At 66.7% G+C, this 13,710-nt stretch carries 13 protein-coding genes; 10 read left to right on the forward strand and 3 right to left on the reverse strand.

Annotated features, from left to right (window positions below):
* Nucleotides 1-65: 65 nt before the first annotated feature.
* Together AC3WMR_RS17965 and fdx are read right to left on the reverse strand one after the other, a co-directional pair.
* Nucleotides 66-2,459, reverse strand: coding sequence for a mechanosensitive ion channel domain-containing protein (locus tag AC3WMR_RS17965; protein ID WP_492265713.1), 2,394 nt, complete (start codon nt 2,457-2,459; stop codon nt 66-68).
* 298 nt (nt 2,460-2,757) lie between these two features.
* The gene (gene fdx, locus AC3WMR_RS17970; RefSeq protein WP_492265588.1) at nt 2,758-3,093 is read right to left on the reverse strand and encodes an ISC system 2Fe-2S type ferredoxin; all 336 of its coding nucleotides are present in this window, start codon (nt 3,091-3,093) and stop codon (nt 2,758-2,760) included.
* A gap of 279 nt (nt 3,094-3,372) precedes the next feature.
* On the opposite strand from fdx, the gene AC3WMR_RS17975 reads away from it, so the two are divergent.
* The 5 genes from AC3WMR_RS17975 (at nt 3,373) to AC3WMR_RS17995 (ending at nt 6,387) form a co-directional block, all read left to right on the forward strand.
* Nucleotides 3,373-3,978, forward strand: coding sequence for a hypothetical protein (locus AC3WMR_RS17975; RefSeq protein ID WP_492265589.1), 606 nt, complete (start codon nt 3,373-3,375; stop codon nt 3,976-3,978).
* Between the two features lie 18 nt (nt 3,979-3,996).
* Complete coding sequence (locus AC3WMR_RS17980; protein ID WP_492265590.1) at nt 3,997-4,434, forward strand: hypothetical protein; 438 nt, start codon at nt 3,997-3,999, stop codon at nt 4,432-4,434.
* A 141-nt stretch (nt 4,435-4,575) separates the two neighbouring features.
* The gene (locus tag AC3WMR_RS17985) at nt 4,576-5,532 is read left to right on the forward strand and encodes a sensor domain-containing diguanylate cyclase (RefSeq protein ID WP_492265591.1); all 957 of its coding nucleotides are present in this window, start codon (nt 4,576-4,578) and stop codon (nt 5,530-5,532) included.
* A 37-nt stretch (nt 5,533-5,569) separates the two neighbouring features.
* Nucleotides 5,570-5,899 carry a YciI family protein gene (locus AC3WMR_RS17990; RefSeq protein ID WP_492265592.1) on the forward strand — a complete coding sequence of 110 codons (330 nt, stop codon included), beginning with the start codon at nt 5,570-5,572 and terminating at the stop codon, nt 5,897-5,899.
* Between the two features lie 101 nt (nt 5,900-6,000).
* Entirely contained in the window at nt 6,001-6,387 is a 387-nt protein-coding gene (locus AC3WMR_RS17995; RefSeq protein WP_492265593.1) for a VOC family protein, read from the forward strand.
* A 187-nt stretch (nt 6,388-6,574) separates the two neighbouring features.
* Here AC3WMR_RS17995 and AC3WMR_RS18000 read toward each other — a convergent pair whose 3' ends face one another.
* Nucleotides 6,575-7,285 carry a Crp/Fnr family transcriptional regulator gene (locus AC3WMR_RS18000; RefSeq protein ID WP_492265594.1) on the reverse strand — a complete coding sequence of 237 codons (711 nt, stop codon included), beginning with the start codon at nt 7,283-7,285 and terminating at the stop codon, nt 6,575-6,577.
* 238 nt (nt 7,286-7,523) lie between these two features.
* Between AC3WMR_RS18000 and AC3WMR_RS18005 the strand changes: the two genes are divergently transcribed.
* The 5 genes from AC3WMR_RS18005 (at nt 7,524) to AC3WMR_RS18025 (ending at nt 13,701) form a co-directional block, all read left to right on the forward strand.
* A complete protein-coding gene (locus AC3WMR_RS18005; protein WP_492265595.1) occupies nt 7,524-9,161 on the forward strand; it encodes an acyl-CoA synthetase in 1,638 nt (545 codons plus the stop codon).
* Between the two features lie 31 nt (nt 9,162-9,192).
* Nucleotides 9,193-10,962: an acyl-CoA dehydrogenase gene (locus AC3WMR_RS18010; RefSeq protein ID WP_492265596.1), complete on the forward strand. Its 1,770-nt coding sequence runs from the start codon at nt 9,193-9,195 to the stop codon at nt 10,960-10,962.
* A gap of 182 nt (nt 10,963-11,144) precedes the next feature.
* The gene (locus AC3WMR_RS18015) at nt 11,145-12,158 is read left to right on the forward strand and encodes an ABC transporter substrate-binding protein (RefSeq protein WP_492265597.1); all 1,014 of its coding nucleotides are present in this window, start codon (nt 11,145-11,147) and stop codon (nt 12,156-12,158) included.
* A complete protein-coding gene (locus tag AC3WMR_RS18020) occupies nt 12,155-12,973 on the forward strand; it encodes an ABC transporter permease (RefSeq protein ID WP_492265598.1) in 819 nt (272 codons plus the stop codon). The genes AC3WMR_RS18015 and AC3WMR_RS18020 overlap by 4 nt, the downstream gene beginning before the upstream one ends.
* The gene (locus AC3WMR_RS18025) at nt 12,961-13,701 is read left to right on the forward strand and encodes an ABC transporter ATP-binding protein (protein ID WP_492265599.1); all 741 of its coding nucleotides are present in this window, start codon (nt 12,961-12,963) and stop codon (nt 13,699-13,701) included. Before AC3WMR_RS18020 ends, AC3WMR_RS18025 begins: the two co-directional genes overlap by 13 nt.
* Nucleotides 13,702-13,710 lie beyond the last annotated feature (9 nt).

A 13,710-nucleotide genomic window follows, 5' to 3' on the forward strand; every position in this document is an offset into this window, starting at 1 on the left:
GGCGGGTTCCCTGGCAGCCAAGCCATCCAAGGCTGCCCTGAAACCCGCTCCTGTCCGCTTCACCGCTACGTGCGCGGCGCCTCGTCTTCGGCTTCCTGACGCGCTTCGAGCTCATTGCCCAGCACCTCGGCCGAATCGTCGGTGCTGGATTCCGACACCAGGGGACGGCGGGTGTGCCCCGCCGCCCGGGCGTTGTCACCCTCGTCGGGCCGTTCGGCCTGCACGGCCACATTGGCCGGCGGCGCGTAGCCGCGCTTGTCCTGCCCGAAGTACACGACCGTGTGCGGGTACGGCAGCTCGATGCCGGCGGCGTCGAAGTGCTTCTTGAGCAAGCGGTTGTAGCCGCGCTGCACCGCCCACTGCATGCCCGGCGTGGTCTTGATCAGAATGCGGATGGTCACACCCTTGTCGTTGACGGCCGTGACCCCGGCCACCGTCATCTCTTCCAGGATCTCGGGCCCCAGCACCGAATCGGTCATCAGCTCGGCAAACGCCGCACGCAGATGCTCGATGGCGTCGTCCACGCTTTCGCGGTGCGCGATGGTGTATTCGCCCAGGTGGTACGAGAAGTCGCGCATGTGGTTGGCCACCACGTCCACCGACGAAAACGGCACCAGGTGGTAGCCGCCGTCCAGCGTGCGTATGCCCACGGACCGTATCGTCATCTTCTCGACCGTGCCGAACACGCCCGCGACCTGCACCACGTCGTTCTCGTTCATGCCGTTTTCCAGCTGGATGAACACCCCTGTGATGATGTCCTGCACCAGCTTCTGTGCGCCAAAGCCGATAGCCAGGCCGACCACGCCGGCACCGGCGATCAGCGGGCCGACGTCAATGCCGATCTGCGACAGCAGCACCATCAGCGTCATCGTCACGATGACGATCAGCGCTGCATTGCGAAACAGCGCCAGGAGCGTACGTTCGCGCGCGCTGGGCATGCCCCGCCCTTCTCGCTGGCTCAGGCGGTGTTCGATGATGCTGGCGATCACGGTCCAGGCCAGCGCCGCGATCAACAGCACGATGACGATATTGAGCGTCACCTTGATCGCTGCGCCCCCGGCATCCGACGCCAGCCAGCGCGACAGGTCAAAGGCGCGCCAGGCGTCCAGGATCAGCAGCACCGCCACGATGCGGATGATCCAGCCGACCAGCTTCAGGATGGCCGGCACGTAGGCATTGACGCGCGCTTCCAGCAACGGCAGGCGCTGGCGCAGGTCGTCGGACAAACGAATGGGTTTGGCCAGAAAGGCGTTCAGCAGCACGATCAAGAGGCTGCTCACCCCGATCACCAGGAGCGTCTGCGCCGTGGCGCGGGCCATGAAAGGCAAGGCATTGGTCGGATCGACCTGGCTGACCACCAGCAAAATGGTGAAGTAGCCAATGCCCAACACATGCCATATGCGCGACAGGAAATGCAGCCGCGCCCCCAGGAACGTGGCGGCCCCCGCAGCGCGGCGGTCGAGATGCTCGCGCACGGCCTGGCGGTTCTGCCAGATGGTGCGCACGGCGTACACATAGACCGCCAGCATGATGACCATGCCGGCCAGCCGGCCCAGCGCGGGCGACAGCGTGGCCGACATCACCGGATCGATCAGCAGCGTGCCATACCCGGCCGCCGCCACGATGCGCACCAGCCAGCCATTCCAGAACCTGGCGGATGCGTCGGCCATCGGCAAGAGCCGCAGGTGCGGGTGCCGCACCGCGAACACCGTGCGGATCACCACTTTGATGATCTCGACCGACACGAAGGCGCGCAGGAATACGGCGGCCAGCGTGTCCAGCGAGCCGCGCCCGGGCGTGCCCCACAGGGCTGCCGCGCCGCCGGCCATCGCCGCCAGCACCACGACGCCCACGTCGATCGCCAGGGCCCCTATGATTGCGCCCGCCCGCCGGCCCAGCACCCGGATGGGCAATGGCGTGCCGCGCGCGGACGGGGCGGCCGGCTTGCTGCCGTGTTCCGCCACCCAATGGTCGATGCGCGTGTAGATGCGCATCGCGATCAGGCGCAACAGAAGGAAGGCGATGATCGTGGCCACCGCCGCCATCAGCAGCGGCATCAAGGCATGGCCCGCCGTGCCGCTGTCCATGCGCAGGCTGCGCCCCGAGGCCAGCGCCACCATGTCTTCCACGCCTTGCCCCATGTCGGTGGCCACGCCGGTCAGGAAGCGCTGCACGTCATCGGCCATGCGCTCCTGCAAGCCGGGCGTTGCCTGCGCGGGCGGCGCTTGCGAGGCCGCCGCGCGCGAGGCGGCCGGGTCTGTCCCGGCCGCCTGCGCACGCAGCGCATCCACCAGGGCCTTGCGCGCGTCGGGATTGTCCAGCAGATCGGCCAGCGCGGCGGGGGATAACGCGCTGGGGGAAGCGGTGTCGGCAGGCGCTGCCGCCACCGCGGCCGGCAGCAGCGGCGTTGCCGCCCTGGCATCCGCCTGCCAGGATAAAGCCACGCAACTGAGCATCATCGCCATCACCAGCGCCAGCCACGGCCTGCCTCGCCTGCGCCGCCACAGGCTGGCGGCATATTGGCGAAACGGGAAAGCGATCGATACTATCGTTGCGGATAGAACCACTAAGAAATCTCCTCTACGAACAAGATGAATCCGGCCGCACGAACCCCGGCGGCAAGCCAACATCTTGCCAGACTACAATTTCAAGCCACTCGAATCCCAGCCGGAAAACATTTTCAAACATTTTTCAGGGCCATCGCGGCGTGTCGATCCGCCTGTTATGGCAGACGCTTGCCGTGCCTGCCTGCGCTGCTCAGGTCTCCCTGGCGTGATTGACCGTGTACTTCGGGATATCGATGGTCAGGTCCTCGGCCCCCACGATTGCCTGGCAGCTCAACCGTGACTGCGGCTCGACGCCCCAGGCGCGGTCCAGCAGGTCTTCTTCGGACTCGTCCACGGCATTGAGCGTGTCGAACCCCTGGCGAACGATGCAGTGGCACGTCGTGCAGGCGCGGCTTTGCTCGCAGGCATGCTCGATCGGAATGCCGTGATCGAGCAAGGCCTCGCACAGCGACATGCCTGCCGGCACGTCCAGCACGGCGCCGGCGGGCGCGAGGTCGGGATGGGGAAGAACGGTGATTTTCGGCATGGTGTCGCCCCTGGCGAGTCTGATCGAAACAAGATCGCCAGCGTAAAGATGGCTACGCAGGGAAGGTCAAGCGGGTTCGGCGAGGCCGAACGCGGACAAGCGATAATCGCTCGACGATATTTCGCGGAGGTCGCAGTGAATTCCTTTGAGGGCAAGCCGAATCCAACGCCGCCTGCGGACACGCCGGTCCCGCAGGATCCCCTGGCATGGCAGCGACACTGGCATCAGATCCTGGATACTTGCGACGATCACCCGGACGAAGTGGCCGACGACAAAGGCGTGCCTGATCCCCTGCCGGACCTGGACCATGACTTTCGCCTGCTGTTCAATTTCTGGTCCGCCGACTGGCCCAGCGGTGCGGATGCGCGCAAACGGGCCTTCGCGATCCTGCCCCGCGGCGATCAACTGTTGGCCCGCATTGAAGATTATCTGTCGACCCCGGCCCAGGCCATCGATGCCGACCAGGCCACGATGATCTTGCGCCAGGGCGTGGCCATCACCCGGCGCGCGGGCTTCGAGGCCCCCGACCCTGCCGGCCCGGTGCGCGTGCTGGCCCGCCCGGCGGTGTCCTTGAACGACGCCTATTCCCGTGCCGAATCGCCCTTTGTCGACGTGCGCGATGCGATGGATGACATGGCGGAGAACGAAGCGGGTGAAGCGGGGGCCGCGGCGTACCATTTTCTATCCGAGCCGCTGTACCGCCTGGCCACCACCTATGACGTTTCCAGCTGGATCGTCTGGCCGCTGTGCAGCCGCCTGACCGCGCCGGCCGATGACCCCACCGTGGCCGCCATGCGCTTGTGGCTGGGCGGCTGGTCGTCCGGGTGGGACGAAGATGGCCTGTTCCTGTACGACCGCAGGCAGGAATTCGGGCTGGCGCCCTGATCTCGCAGGAACAACCTGATGACGGACTCCGATCGCTCGAACGCCGGCCAGGCGGTCATGCAGCCTTGCACGCACGATGGCATTGCCGCCCAGGAAACCTGGCAGGACTGCACGGCGGCCCACGGCGGCCGCCTTCGATTGGTGCTGCTGGCGCCAGACCCGCAATCGGCGGCGCCGCTACTCGAACAGGCCGCGCGTATCGCCGATACCCTGTCCGTGCGCACCGACGCGGCTCTGCGCTACCTATGGGAAGCCGGCCGCGAACCCGCCGGCCCGGACGCGCCGCCGAACACCTTCCTGCAAGGCTTTGCGCCGTCCGACCTGGTGCTGGCCGCTGGCGGCGGCTATGTCCTGCACCTGGCGCCGCTTGACGATGCCTGGTTCATGGACGGCTACTGGCCGTCGCTGCAGTTTTCCGCGCAACACGAGCCGTTGGGCTGGGTCTGCGAGTCTTGACGCGAACCCTGAACGCATTGGGCGCGTCACCACGCGAAATCGCTACCGTCAGTCATCGGCCGGAAACGATCATTCCGTCATTCCCCGGCCATCGGCTTCAGGCTACAGTGATTGTTCACGTGGATCGAGGACGGATGGGGCATGGCCGACGCAAGCACGCTTTTGAATGACAACGCGGTATACAAGACCCTGCTGGAGTCGACCAAGGCGATTCCCTGGAAAATCGACTGGGCGTCCATGAAATTCGCCTATATCGGCCCCCAGATCGAGGCATTGCTGGGCTGGAGCGTCGACAGCTGGGTCAGCGTCGAAGACTGGGCCATGCGCATGCACCCCGAAGACCGCGAATACGTGGTCAATTTCTGCGTTTCGCAATCTCAGGCGGGCGTCGACCATGAAGCCGACTACCGCGCCCTGACCAAAGACAACGGCTACGTCTGGATTCGCGACGTCGTCCATGTGATGCGCAATGAGCAAGGCGAGGTGCAGGCGCTGATCGGCTTCATGTTCGACATCACCGAACGCAAGAAGACCGAAGAACAGTTGCTGAGCCTGCAAAAAGAGCTGGAAGCCCTGTCGTTCAAGGACGGCTTGACCAATATTGCCAACCGGCGCCGCTTTGACAGCAGTTTCGAACTGGAATGGGAACGGGCCGGCAAAGAACGCCAACCGTTGTCCATCTTGCTGCTGGACGTGGATTTCTTCAAGCAGTACAACGACTTGTACGGCCACACCCAGGGTGACAAATGCCTGGTGGATATCGCGCAGACGCTGAGCCTGGCGCTGGATGGCCCGCGCGATCTGGTGGCGCGCTACGGCGGTGAGGAATTCGTGGTGCTGCTGCCCGAGGCCGATGCCGCGACCGCCCTGAAGGTGGCCGAACGCTGCCAGCGCCTGCTGGAAAAGAAAGCCATCATGCATGCGCTGTCGCCCCACGGCCGGCGCGTTTCGGTGAGCATGGGCGCGGGCACCCTGATTCCTGACGGCAACGCCACGCGGGATGCCTTCATCAAGACCGTGGACCAAGCGTTGTACGTGGCCAAGAACAACGGCCGCAACCGCATTGAACATGTGCAGTGGGAGAGCGCGGCGCGCTAGCTGCCACGCTGGCCTGCCGCATTTTCAGGAGACCCGCATGCCCAAGTTCATCACGATCGGCTACGGAGACCAGGCCGGCTACGACCGCACCGCCGCCCCCTTGCGCGATGCCGCCCATGCGCACGATGCCGATTTGCGGCAACAAGGCGTGTTGATGGGTATTGCCGGCCCCCCGGTGCAGGTGCGCAATCACGATGCGGCGGGGGTGGAAACGACCGCGGCGCCCTACATGGCATCGGCCTTGCCGGTGGCAGGATTTGCCATCATCGAGGCGGCCGACCTGGCCGAGGCGATAGCACTGGTGTCGCGCACGCCGTGTGCGGTGGCGCAAGGGGTGGTCGAGGTTTGGCCGTTGCTGGAACCCTAGCCTGATCCCGCCCGCGGGTTGCAAATCGAAGCGTTCCTGTTCAGCGCGTTAGCCTATGCTGACCGGCCGGGGTTTCCCCACACTCTCTCAAGGAGCTGCGAATGCTGGACCATGTCGAAATCAACGTGAGCGACTTCGAGCGCAGTCGGGCGTTTTACCTGAGCGCGCTTGCGGCGATCGGATATGTGCCACGCAAGGCATTGCCTACCGGCATGGGCTTTGGCGTGGGCGAGCCGGACGAGTCGGGCGACCCGGGCGGTGAATTCTGGATTCATCCGGGCACGCCCAGCACCCCGCGCGTGCATGTGGCCTTTCGCGCCCGCAGCCGCGCCGAGGTAGATGCCTTTCATCGGGCGGCGCTGGAAGCCGGCGGCAGGGATAACGGCGCGCCCGGCCTTCGGCCGCAGTATCACCCGCATTATTACGGCGCCTTCATCCTGGACCCCGACGGCTACAACGTCGAGGCGGTCTACCACCGCCCGGCGTGATCGCCCTCACTTCTTCTTGCAGTCGATCACGCTGGCTTCGGTGATGACATTTGCATCGGACCGCTCAAATGGGTGAAACCCCAAACCCGGGCAATGCTGTTTGCGCGATGCGTCGTCCCCGTGATCGCGGCCCTTTCCCAGGGGTGCTGATTCTGGTCAACCGCTGCCCGGCGCGGTAGCGCCACGCTCAAAGCTGATCCGCCCCGAACAGCCTTAACCGCCCCAGGTCCAGCACCTGGATCTGGTTGTAGGCCAGCCCCAGGATTCCCTGGTCCGCCAGCGTCTGCAAGGCCTGGTTCACCCGCTGGCGCGACAGGCCGGTCAGGTATCCCAGTTCTTCCTGCGAGATCGCCAGCGTCAGGTCGGTGGACGGATACAGCTGCGGGTTGAACAGCTGCGCCAGGGACTGCGCCACGCGCGCATCGGCGTCCAGCAGGCGATGATTCTGGATCGAGGCGATGAACTCGCCCATCCGGTTGTTCAATTGCCCGATCACGAAGTGCGAGAACGGCAGGCTGGCAGACAGCAATGCGTGGAAGGTGTCCACCGGCACCCACAGGACCAGCGACGGCTGGATCGCAACGACGTCGTATTTGCGCAGTTCGCGCTTGATGACGCTGCCCTCGCCGAACCAGCCGCCGGGCGGCACGCCGGAAAACGTGCAAGAGCGCCCGGATTCGTTGTAGATGGCGAGCTTCAGCAGGCCGGCATGCACGCCCAGCCAGTAGTCCGACGGCGCGTTGCGGCGCGCGATCCAGGCGCCGCTGGCGACGTGGTCGGCACGCGACGTGGCCAGGACCAGGGCTTGATGCTGAGCATCCAGCGCGCCGAACCAGGCACAGGCGCCGAACAGCTCGGCAAGCGCGTTGGCGGAAACAGCGTTTGAAACATCGGGCATGGAAAGAACCGTGTAAAACTAGCAGTTGGCACGTGCGCGGAAGGTCTGTCATGCAGGCGACAGACAGGTTTCTCCGGCGACGGATACGCTACTCGCAAGCAGCGCGATACAGCAAGCGAATGCAGCACGCGACCCCGGCAAGCGAGCGGCCCCACGCGGACGGCAAGATCCGCGATTCCGATCACGCTTTCCGCACACAGGCTATCCGGGCGCGCCATGCGCCCGACAGGAGACAACGATGAGCAGCATGTTCGAACACGGCCTGGCGCGCCGGGACGCCAACTATGAGCCGCTGACCCCGGTGGATTTCATTGCGCGGGCCGCACAAGTGTACGGCCAGCGATTGGCGGTGGTGCACGGCAAGGTGCGGCGCACCTGGGCCCAGACCTATGAACGCGCGCAGCGCCTGGCCGGGGCGCTGGCGGCGGCCGGTATTGGCCGCGGCGACACGGTGGCGGTGATGCTGCCCAATATTCCCGCGATGGTCGAGGCGCATTTCGGGGTGCCGATGCTGGGCGCGGTGCTCAACACCCTGAATACCCGGCTGGATACCCCCAGCGTGCTGTTCATGCTGGGCCACGGCGAGGCCCGGGCGCTGATCGTGGACACCGAGTACGCCGACGTGGCGCAGCGCGCCCGGGCGGAATTTCCGCATCTGCAGGTGATTTCGGTGCACGATCTGGACAGCGCACCAGCGACGCTGCCGGGCGCGACGGATTACGAGGATTTCCTGGCGGCGGCCCCCGCCCGCTTCGACTGGCAGCCGCCGGCAGACGAGTGGGATGCGATTGCGCTGAATTACACGTCGGGCACGACAGGCGACCCGAAGGGCGTGGTCTACCACTACCGCGGCGCCTACCTGAACGCGGTGAGCAATATCCTGGAATGGGATATGCCCAAGCACCCGGTGTATCTGTGGACGCTGCCGCTGTTTCACTGCAATGGCTGGTGCTTCGCCTGGACGGTGGCGGCGCGCGCGGGGGTCAATGTGTGCCTGCGCAAGTTCGATCCGAAGACGGTGTTCGACCTGATCCGCAGCGAAGGCGTGACGCACTACTGCGGTGCGCCCATCGTGCAAAGCGCGCTGGCCAATGCGCCGGCCGAGATGCGGGCGGGCATCGACCACACCGTGCGCACGATGGTGGCCGGCGCAGCCCCGGCGCCCGCGGTGATCGCGAAGATGAAGGAAATCGGCTTTGAACTGACGCACGTGTACGGGCTGACCGAGGTCTACGGCCCCGCCGCCGTCTGCGCGCGCCAGGAAGCCTGGGATGCGCTCGAAGACGAGCAATTGGCCGCGCTGACCGCCCGGCAGGGGGTGCGCTACCACCTGCAGGCCGGCGTATCGGTACGCGACCCGGAGACCATGCAGGAAGTGCCGGCCGACGAGCAGACCGTGGGCGAAATCATGTTCCGCGGCAATATCTGCATGAAGGGCTACCTGAAGAACGAACGCGCCACCGAAGACGCGTTCAGCGGCGGCTGGTTTCATACGGGCGACCTGGGCGTGATGACGCCAGACGGGTATATCCGCATCAAGGACCGCAGCAAGGACATCATCATCTCGGGCGGCGAGAATATTTCCAGCATCGAGGTCGAGGACGCGCTGTACCGCCATCCCGCCGTGGCCGCGGTGGCGGTGGTGGCGATGCCCGACCCGAAATGGGGCGAAACGCCCTGCGCCTTTGTCGAACTGAAACCCGGCTGCAGCGCGACCGAGGCCGAGATCATCGCTCACTGCAAGCTGCTGCTGCCCGGCTTCAAGGTGCCGCGCGCGGTGCGCTTTGGCGAGCTGCCCAAGACGTCCACCGGCAAGATCCAGAAGTTTGAACTGCGCGCGGCGGTGGGTTCCACCCGCGCGATCGATGCCACCTGATTCCCCTTCCACACGCCAGGAGCGCTACGCCATGACGTACCAAGCCCCCGTGAAAGACATGCTGTTCGTGCTGAACCACCTTGCGGGCCTGCCGCAGGTGGCGGCGCTGCCGGAATACGCCGAAGCCACGCCGGACACTGCCCAGGCAGTGCTCGAAGAGGCCGCGACCTTTGCCGCCGATGTGCTGGCGCCGCTGAACCACCCTGCCGACCGCGAGCCCAGCGCCTGGAAAGACGGCGCGGTGACGACGGCGCCGGGCTTCAAGCAGGCGTTTCGCCAGTACGCCGAGGCCGGCTGGCAGGGCATGACGCATCCCGAACAGTACGGCGGCCAGGGCCTGCCGGGCCTGTTGGGCGCACCTTGCGCCGAAATGCTGAACGCGGCCAACCTGTCGTTCGCGCTATGCCCCTTGCTGACCAACGGCGCAATCGAAGCGCTGCTGACGGCCGGTTCGCCCGAGCTGCGCGAACGCTACATCGGCCCGATGATCTCGGGTCAGTGGACCGGCACGATGAACCTGACCGAACCGCAGGCAGGTTCCGACCTGGCCTTGCTGCGCAGCCGCGCGCAGCCGGTAGGCGACGGCAGCTACCGGATTTCGGGCACCAAGATCTTCATTACCTACGGCGAACACGACCTCGCCGAGAACATCGTGCACCTGGTGTTGGCGCGCCTGCCCGATGCCCCCGAGGGCGTGAAAGGCATTTCACTGTTCCTGGTGCCCAAGTTCCTGGTGAACGAAGACGGCACGCTGGGCGCGCGCAATGATGTGACCTGCGTATCGATCGAGCACAAGCTGGGCATCAAGGCCAGTCCCACCGCGACGCTGCAGTTCGGCGATGCGGGCGGCGCCATCGGCTACCTGGTGGGCCAGGAAAACCGCGGGCTGGACGCCATGTTCATCATGATGAACGCGGCCCGCTTTGCCGTGGGCGTGCAGGGCATCGCGGTGGCCGACCGCGCCTACCAGCACGCGCTGGCCTATGCCGCAGACCGCGTGCAGAGCCGTCCGGTGGACGGGTCGTCGCGCGAATCCGTGACCATCATCCATCACCCCGACGTGCGCCGCATGCTGGGCACGATGCGTGCGTTGACCGAAGCGGGCCGTGCGCTGGCCTACTACACCGCCGGCCACGCCGACCTGGCCCACGCCAGCGCCGACCCGGCCGCCCGCGCCCGCCACCTGGCGGTGCAGGAATTCCTGGTACCGATCGTCAAGGGCTGGTGCACCGAGGCGTCCATCGACGTGGCCAGCCTGGGTGTGCAGGTGCACGGCGGCATGGGCTTCATCGAAGAGACCGGCGCCGCGCAGTACTACCGCGACGCCCGCATCCTGACCATCTACGAAGGCACCACCGCCATCCAGGCCAACGACCTGGTCGGCCGCAAGACGCTGCGCGACGGCGGTGCGGTGGCGCAGGCCCTGATCGACGAGATCCGCCAGACGGAAGAAGCGCTGCAAGCGCGCAGCGAGCCGGCCGCCCGGCTGGTACTGACGCCGCTGCGCCAGGGCCGCCTGGCGCTGGCCAACACGGTGGACTTCGTGGTGGCCAATGCTGCCGCACACCCCAACGCCGTGTTCGGCTCGGCCGTGCCCTACCTGCTGCTGGCCGGCACCGTGCTGGCGGGCTGGCAGATGGCGCGCGCGCTCTTGGCGTCGCTGGACCACCAGGCCGAAGACCCGGCCTTTCACCAGGCCAAAATCGCCACGGCCCAGACCTACGCACTGCACAAGCTGACGCAGGCGCCGGGGCTGGCGGCGGTGGTGGCGGGGTCGATCGAGTACGCGGTCCAGCCCTGAATCGACCCGATCGTCTCCCCCCAAAGACCGCCATGGCGGTCTTTTTTCATGGGCGACAGCGCGGTTAAACATATAACTAAAAAGAATAAATAAAAGAAATAAACATATCTAAAATTATTAAGCGGACACTGCCCGCAGGCAAGACGCCAGCCGTATCAAGGCGTAGTACAGGACCCTTCCCCATGCTTCGCAAGCTGTTTTCCGCCGCCCTCATCGCCACCGCTTTCGCCGTTGCCCCCGCCCATGCCGCACCGCCCGCGCTGGAAATCGGCTACCTGCCGATCCTGCCGGATGCGCAGTTGTTCGTGGCGCTGGAAGAAGGCACCTTGCAGGCCCCGGGCGCCCCCGCCCCCAAGCTGGTGCAGTTCCAGAGCGGCCCCGCGCTGACGCAGGCGCTCCTGGCCGGCCAGCTGGACGTGGCCTACGTCGGCATCGGCCCGGCGCTGGTGGCCAGCGCCAAGGGCGCCGGCATCAAGGTGGTGGCGTCCAACATCGTGGAACAGGTGAACGTGGTGGCGCTGGGCGCGCTGGCGCCGTATTTCGCGTCGGGAGATCCGGCCACCGCCTTTGCGCGCTTTGCCAAGGACAAGGGCAGAAAGCCCGTCATCGCCAGCTACCCCAAGGGCGCGGTGCCCGAAGCCGCGCTGCAATACTGGCTGCGCAAGCAGATCAAGGCCGATCCGGCCAGCCTGGAACTGATCTACCAGGGCGAAGCGCAGATCCAGCAGTCGCTCCTGACAGGCGCCATCGACGGCGCGGCCATTCTGGAGCCCACCGTGACCACGGTGCTGACGCGTGCGCCGGAATCACGCGTGGTGGCGCGCGGCTCGCAGCTGTTTCCGAACCAGCCCGGCGCCGTGCTGCTGGTGCGCGACAAGCTGATCGCCGATCACCCCGAGGTGGTGCAGCAGCTGGTCAACGCCCAGTTGTCCGCCACGGCCCTGCTCAAGAACGACCCGGCGCGCGCCGCGGGCCACGTGCAGAAATACGTGGGCGGTGGCCGCCTGGACCGCGCCCTGGTGGAAAAGGCCATTCGCAGTTCGCACGACCAGTTCGTGGCGGACCCGCACGCCATCGTCGACGCCACCGCCGAGCTGCAGACCTTCCAGGCCAGCCTGGGCACGGTCGAAGCGCCGCCGGTGGACGTGAAGCAATTGTTCGACACGCGCTTCTTTGACAAGGCCGCCAAGCCATGAGCCAGACCGCCCAGGCCCATGCCGCCCCGGTGGCGGGCACGCGCGGCGAAACGCCGCCCTGGCACGCCGCCGCGCGCCGCGCCGCCTACGGCATTGCGGGGCTGACGATCTTCATCGGCATCTGGAAGGCCGCGCTGATCTGGCAGTGGGCGCCCCCGGGCACCCTGCCCGACCCGTTCGCGCTGCCCGCCACGCTGATGCAGGAATGGCAGTCGGGCCGCTTGCTGCCCGCCATCGGTTCAAGCCTGGTGCATTATTTCTGGGGCCTGGCGGCGGGCACGGCGCTGGGCTTTGCCGTCGGCCTGGCCGCGGCCACGCTGCCGCGCTTTGATTTGATGCAAGCCTATCTGGCGCGCATCCTGCGGCCGATTCCGCCGCTGGCCTGGGTGGTGTTCGCCATCGCCTGGTTCAAGGTCAGCCATGCCGGGGCGGCGTTCGTGATCGCCATCGGCGTGTTCTGGGTGAACTACTTCGCGACCTACAGCGCGGTGCGCAACGTGGACCCGCGCTTCTATGAGCTGGCGCGCGCCTTCGGCCACGGGGGTTACGTAGCGCGTGCGTTGACCGTGACGCTGCCCGCCATTGCCCCCGGCGCGCTGTCGGGCGTGCGCACGGGCATCGGCCAGGCCTGGATGACGCTGATCGCCGCCGAACTGCTGGGCGTGCCCGGCATGGGCCAGGAAATGAACGCCGCCGCGGGCGTGGGCGCCTACGACGCGGTGGTGGTGTACATGCTGATCATCTCGCTGGTCTACACGATCTGCGACCTGGCGTTTTCCGCTGTCGAAGGCAAGGTGCTGCAATGGCGTCCGTAATTGAGTTTTCCAAGCTGTCCTACCAGCACCCCGGCGCGGCAACGCCCGTCATCCAGGGCCTGTCGCTGGATATCGAGGCCGGCAGCTTCGTGGCAGTGGTGGGCGGATCGGGCGTGGGCAAGTCGACGCTGCTGCGCGCCGCGGCCGGACTGGCCGAGCCCGCTTCGGGCGAAGTGCGCTTTCAGGCGCCGGCGCGGCCCGGACGCCGCAGCCGCGCGGTGGTGTTCCAGGACAGCCGCCTGATGCCCTGGCGCACGGTGGGCGGCAATGTCGGCTATGGGCTGGAAGGCCTGGGCCTGGATCGCGCGGAGCGCCAGCGCCGGGTCGACGCGGCGCTGCAACTGACCGGCCTGGCCGACTACGGCCGCCGCTGGCCGCACCAGTTGTCTGGCGGCCAGGCGCAACGCGTGGGCATCGCCCGCGCGCTGGCGGTCAAGCCCGACCTGCTGCTGATGGACGAACCCTTCAGCGCGGTCGACGCCATTACCCGCCGCAACCTGCAGCAAGAGCTGATCCGGGTATGGCAGGCGTCGGGCGCGGCCGTATTGTTCGTGACGCACGACATCGAAGAAGCCGTGTTCCTGGCCGACAAGGTCGTGGTGCTGGGCGGCTGCCCGGCCAACATCGCCGGCAACTACGCCATCGACCTGCCCCGCCCGCGCGACCGCGCCGATCCGGCGTTTGCGCGGCAGGTGGCGGCGATCTCGCATACGCTGGAACACCACTGAACGGCGGCG

It is taken from the genome of Achromobacter sp. FW305-C-28, assembly GCF_058783235.1.

Coding starts and splice junctions, on each gene's coding strand:
- AC3WMR_RS17990 (WP_492265592.1), top strand. CDS start 5,570: ATGCCCAAGTTCATCACGATCGGCTACGGAGACCAGGCCGGCTACGAC.
- AC3WMR_RS18020 (WP_492265598.1), top strand. CDS start 12,155: ATGAGCCAGACCGCCCAGGCCCATGCCGCCCCGGTGGCGGGCACGCGC.
- AC3WMR_RS18015 (WP_492265597.1), top strand. CDS start 11,145: ATGCTTCGCAAGCTGTTTTCCGCCGCCCTCATCGCCACCGCTTTCGCC.
- AC3WMR_RS17995 (WP_492265593.1), top strand. CDS start 6,001: ATGCTGGACCATGTCGAAATCAACGTGAGCGACTTCGAGCGCAGTCGG.
- AC3WMR_RS18005 (WP_492265595.1), top strand. CDS start 7,524: ATGAGCAGCATGTTCGAACACGGCCTGGCGCGCCGGGACGCCAACTAT.
- AC3WMR_RS18010 (WP_492265596.1), top strand. CDS start 9,193: ATGACGTACCAAGCCCCCGTGAAAGACATGCTGTTCGTGCTGAACCAC.
- AC3WMR_RS17965 (WP_492265713.1), bottom strand. CDS start 2,459: ATGATGCTCAGTTGCGTGGCTTTATCCTGGCAGGCGGATGCCAGGGCG.
- AC3WMR_RS17985 (WP_492265591.1), top strand. CDS start 4,576: ATGGCCGACGCAAGCACGCTTTTGAATGACAACGCGGTATACAAGACC.
- AC3WMR_RS18000 (WP_492265594.1), bottom strand. CDS start 7,285: ATGCCCGATGTTTCAAACGCTGTTTCCGCCAACGCGCTTGCCGAGCTG.
- AC3WMR_RS17980 (WP_492265590.1), top strand. CDS start 3,997: ATGACGGACTCCGATCGCTCGAACGCCGGCCAGGCGGTCATGCAGCCT.
- fdx (WP_492265588.1), bottom strand. CDS start 3,093: ATGCCGAAAATCACCGTTCTTCCCCATCCCGACCTCGCGCCCGCCGGC.
- AC3WMR_RS18025 (WP_492265599.1), top strand. CDS start 12,961: ATGGCGTCCGTAATTGAGTTTTCCAAGCTGTCCTACCAGCACCCCGGC.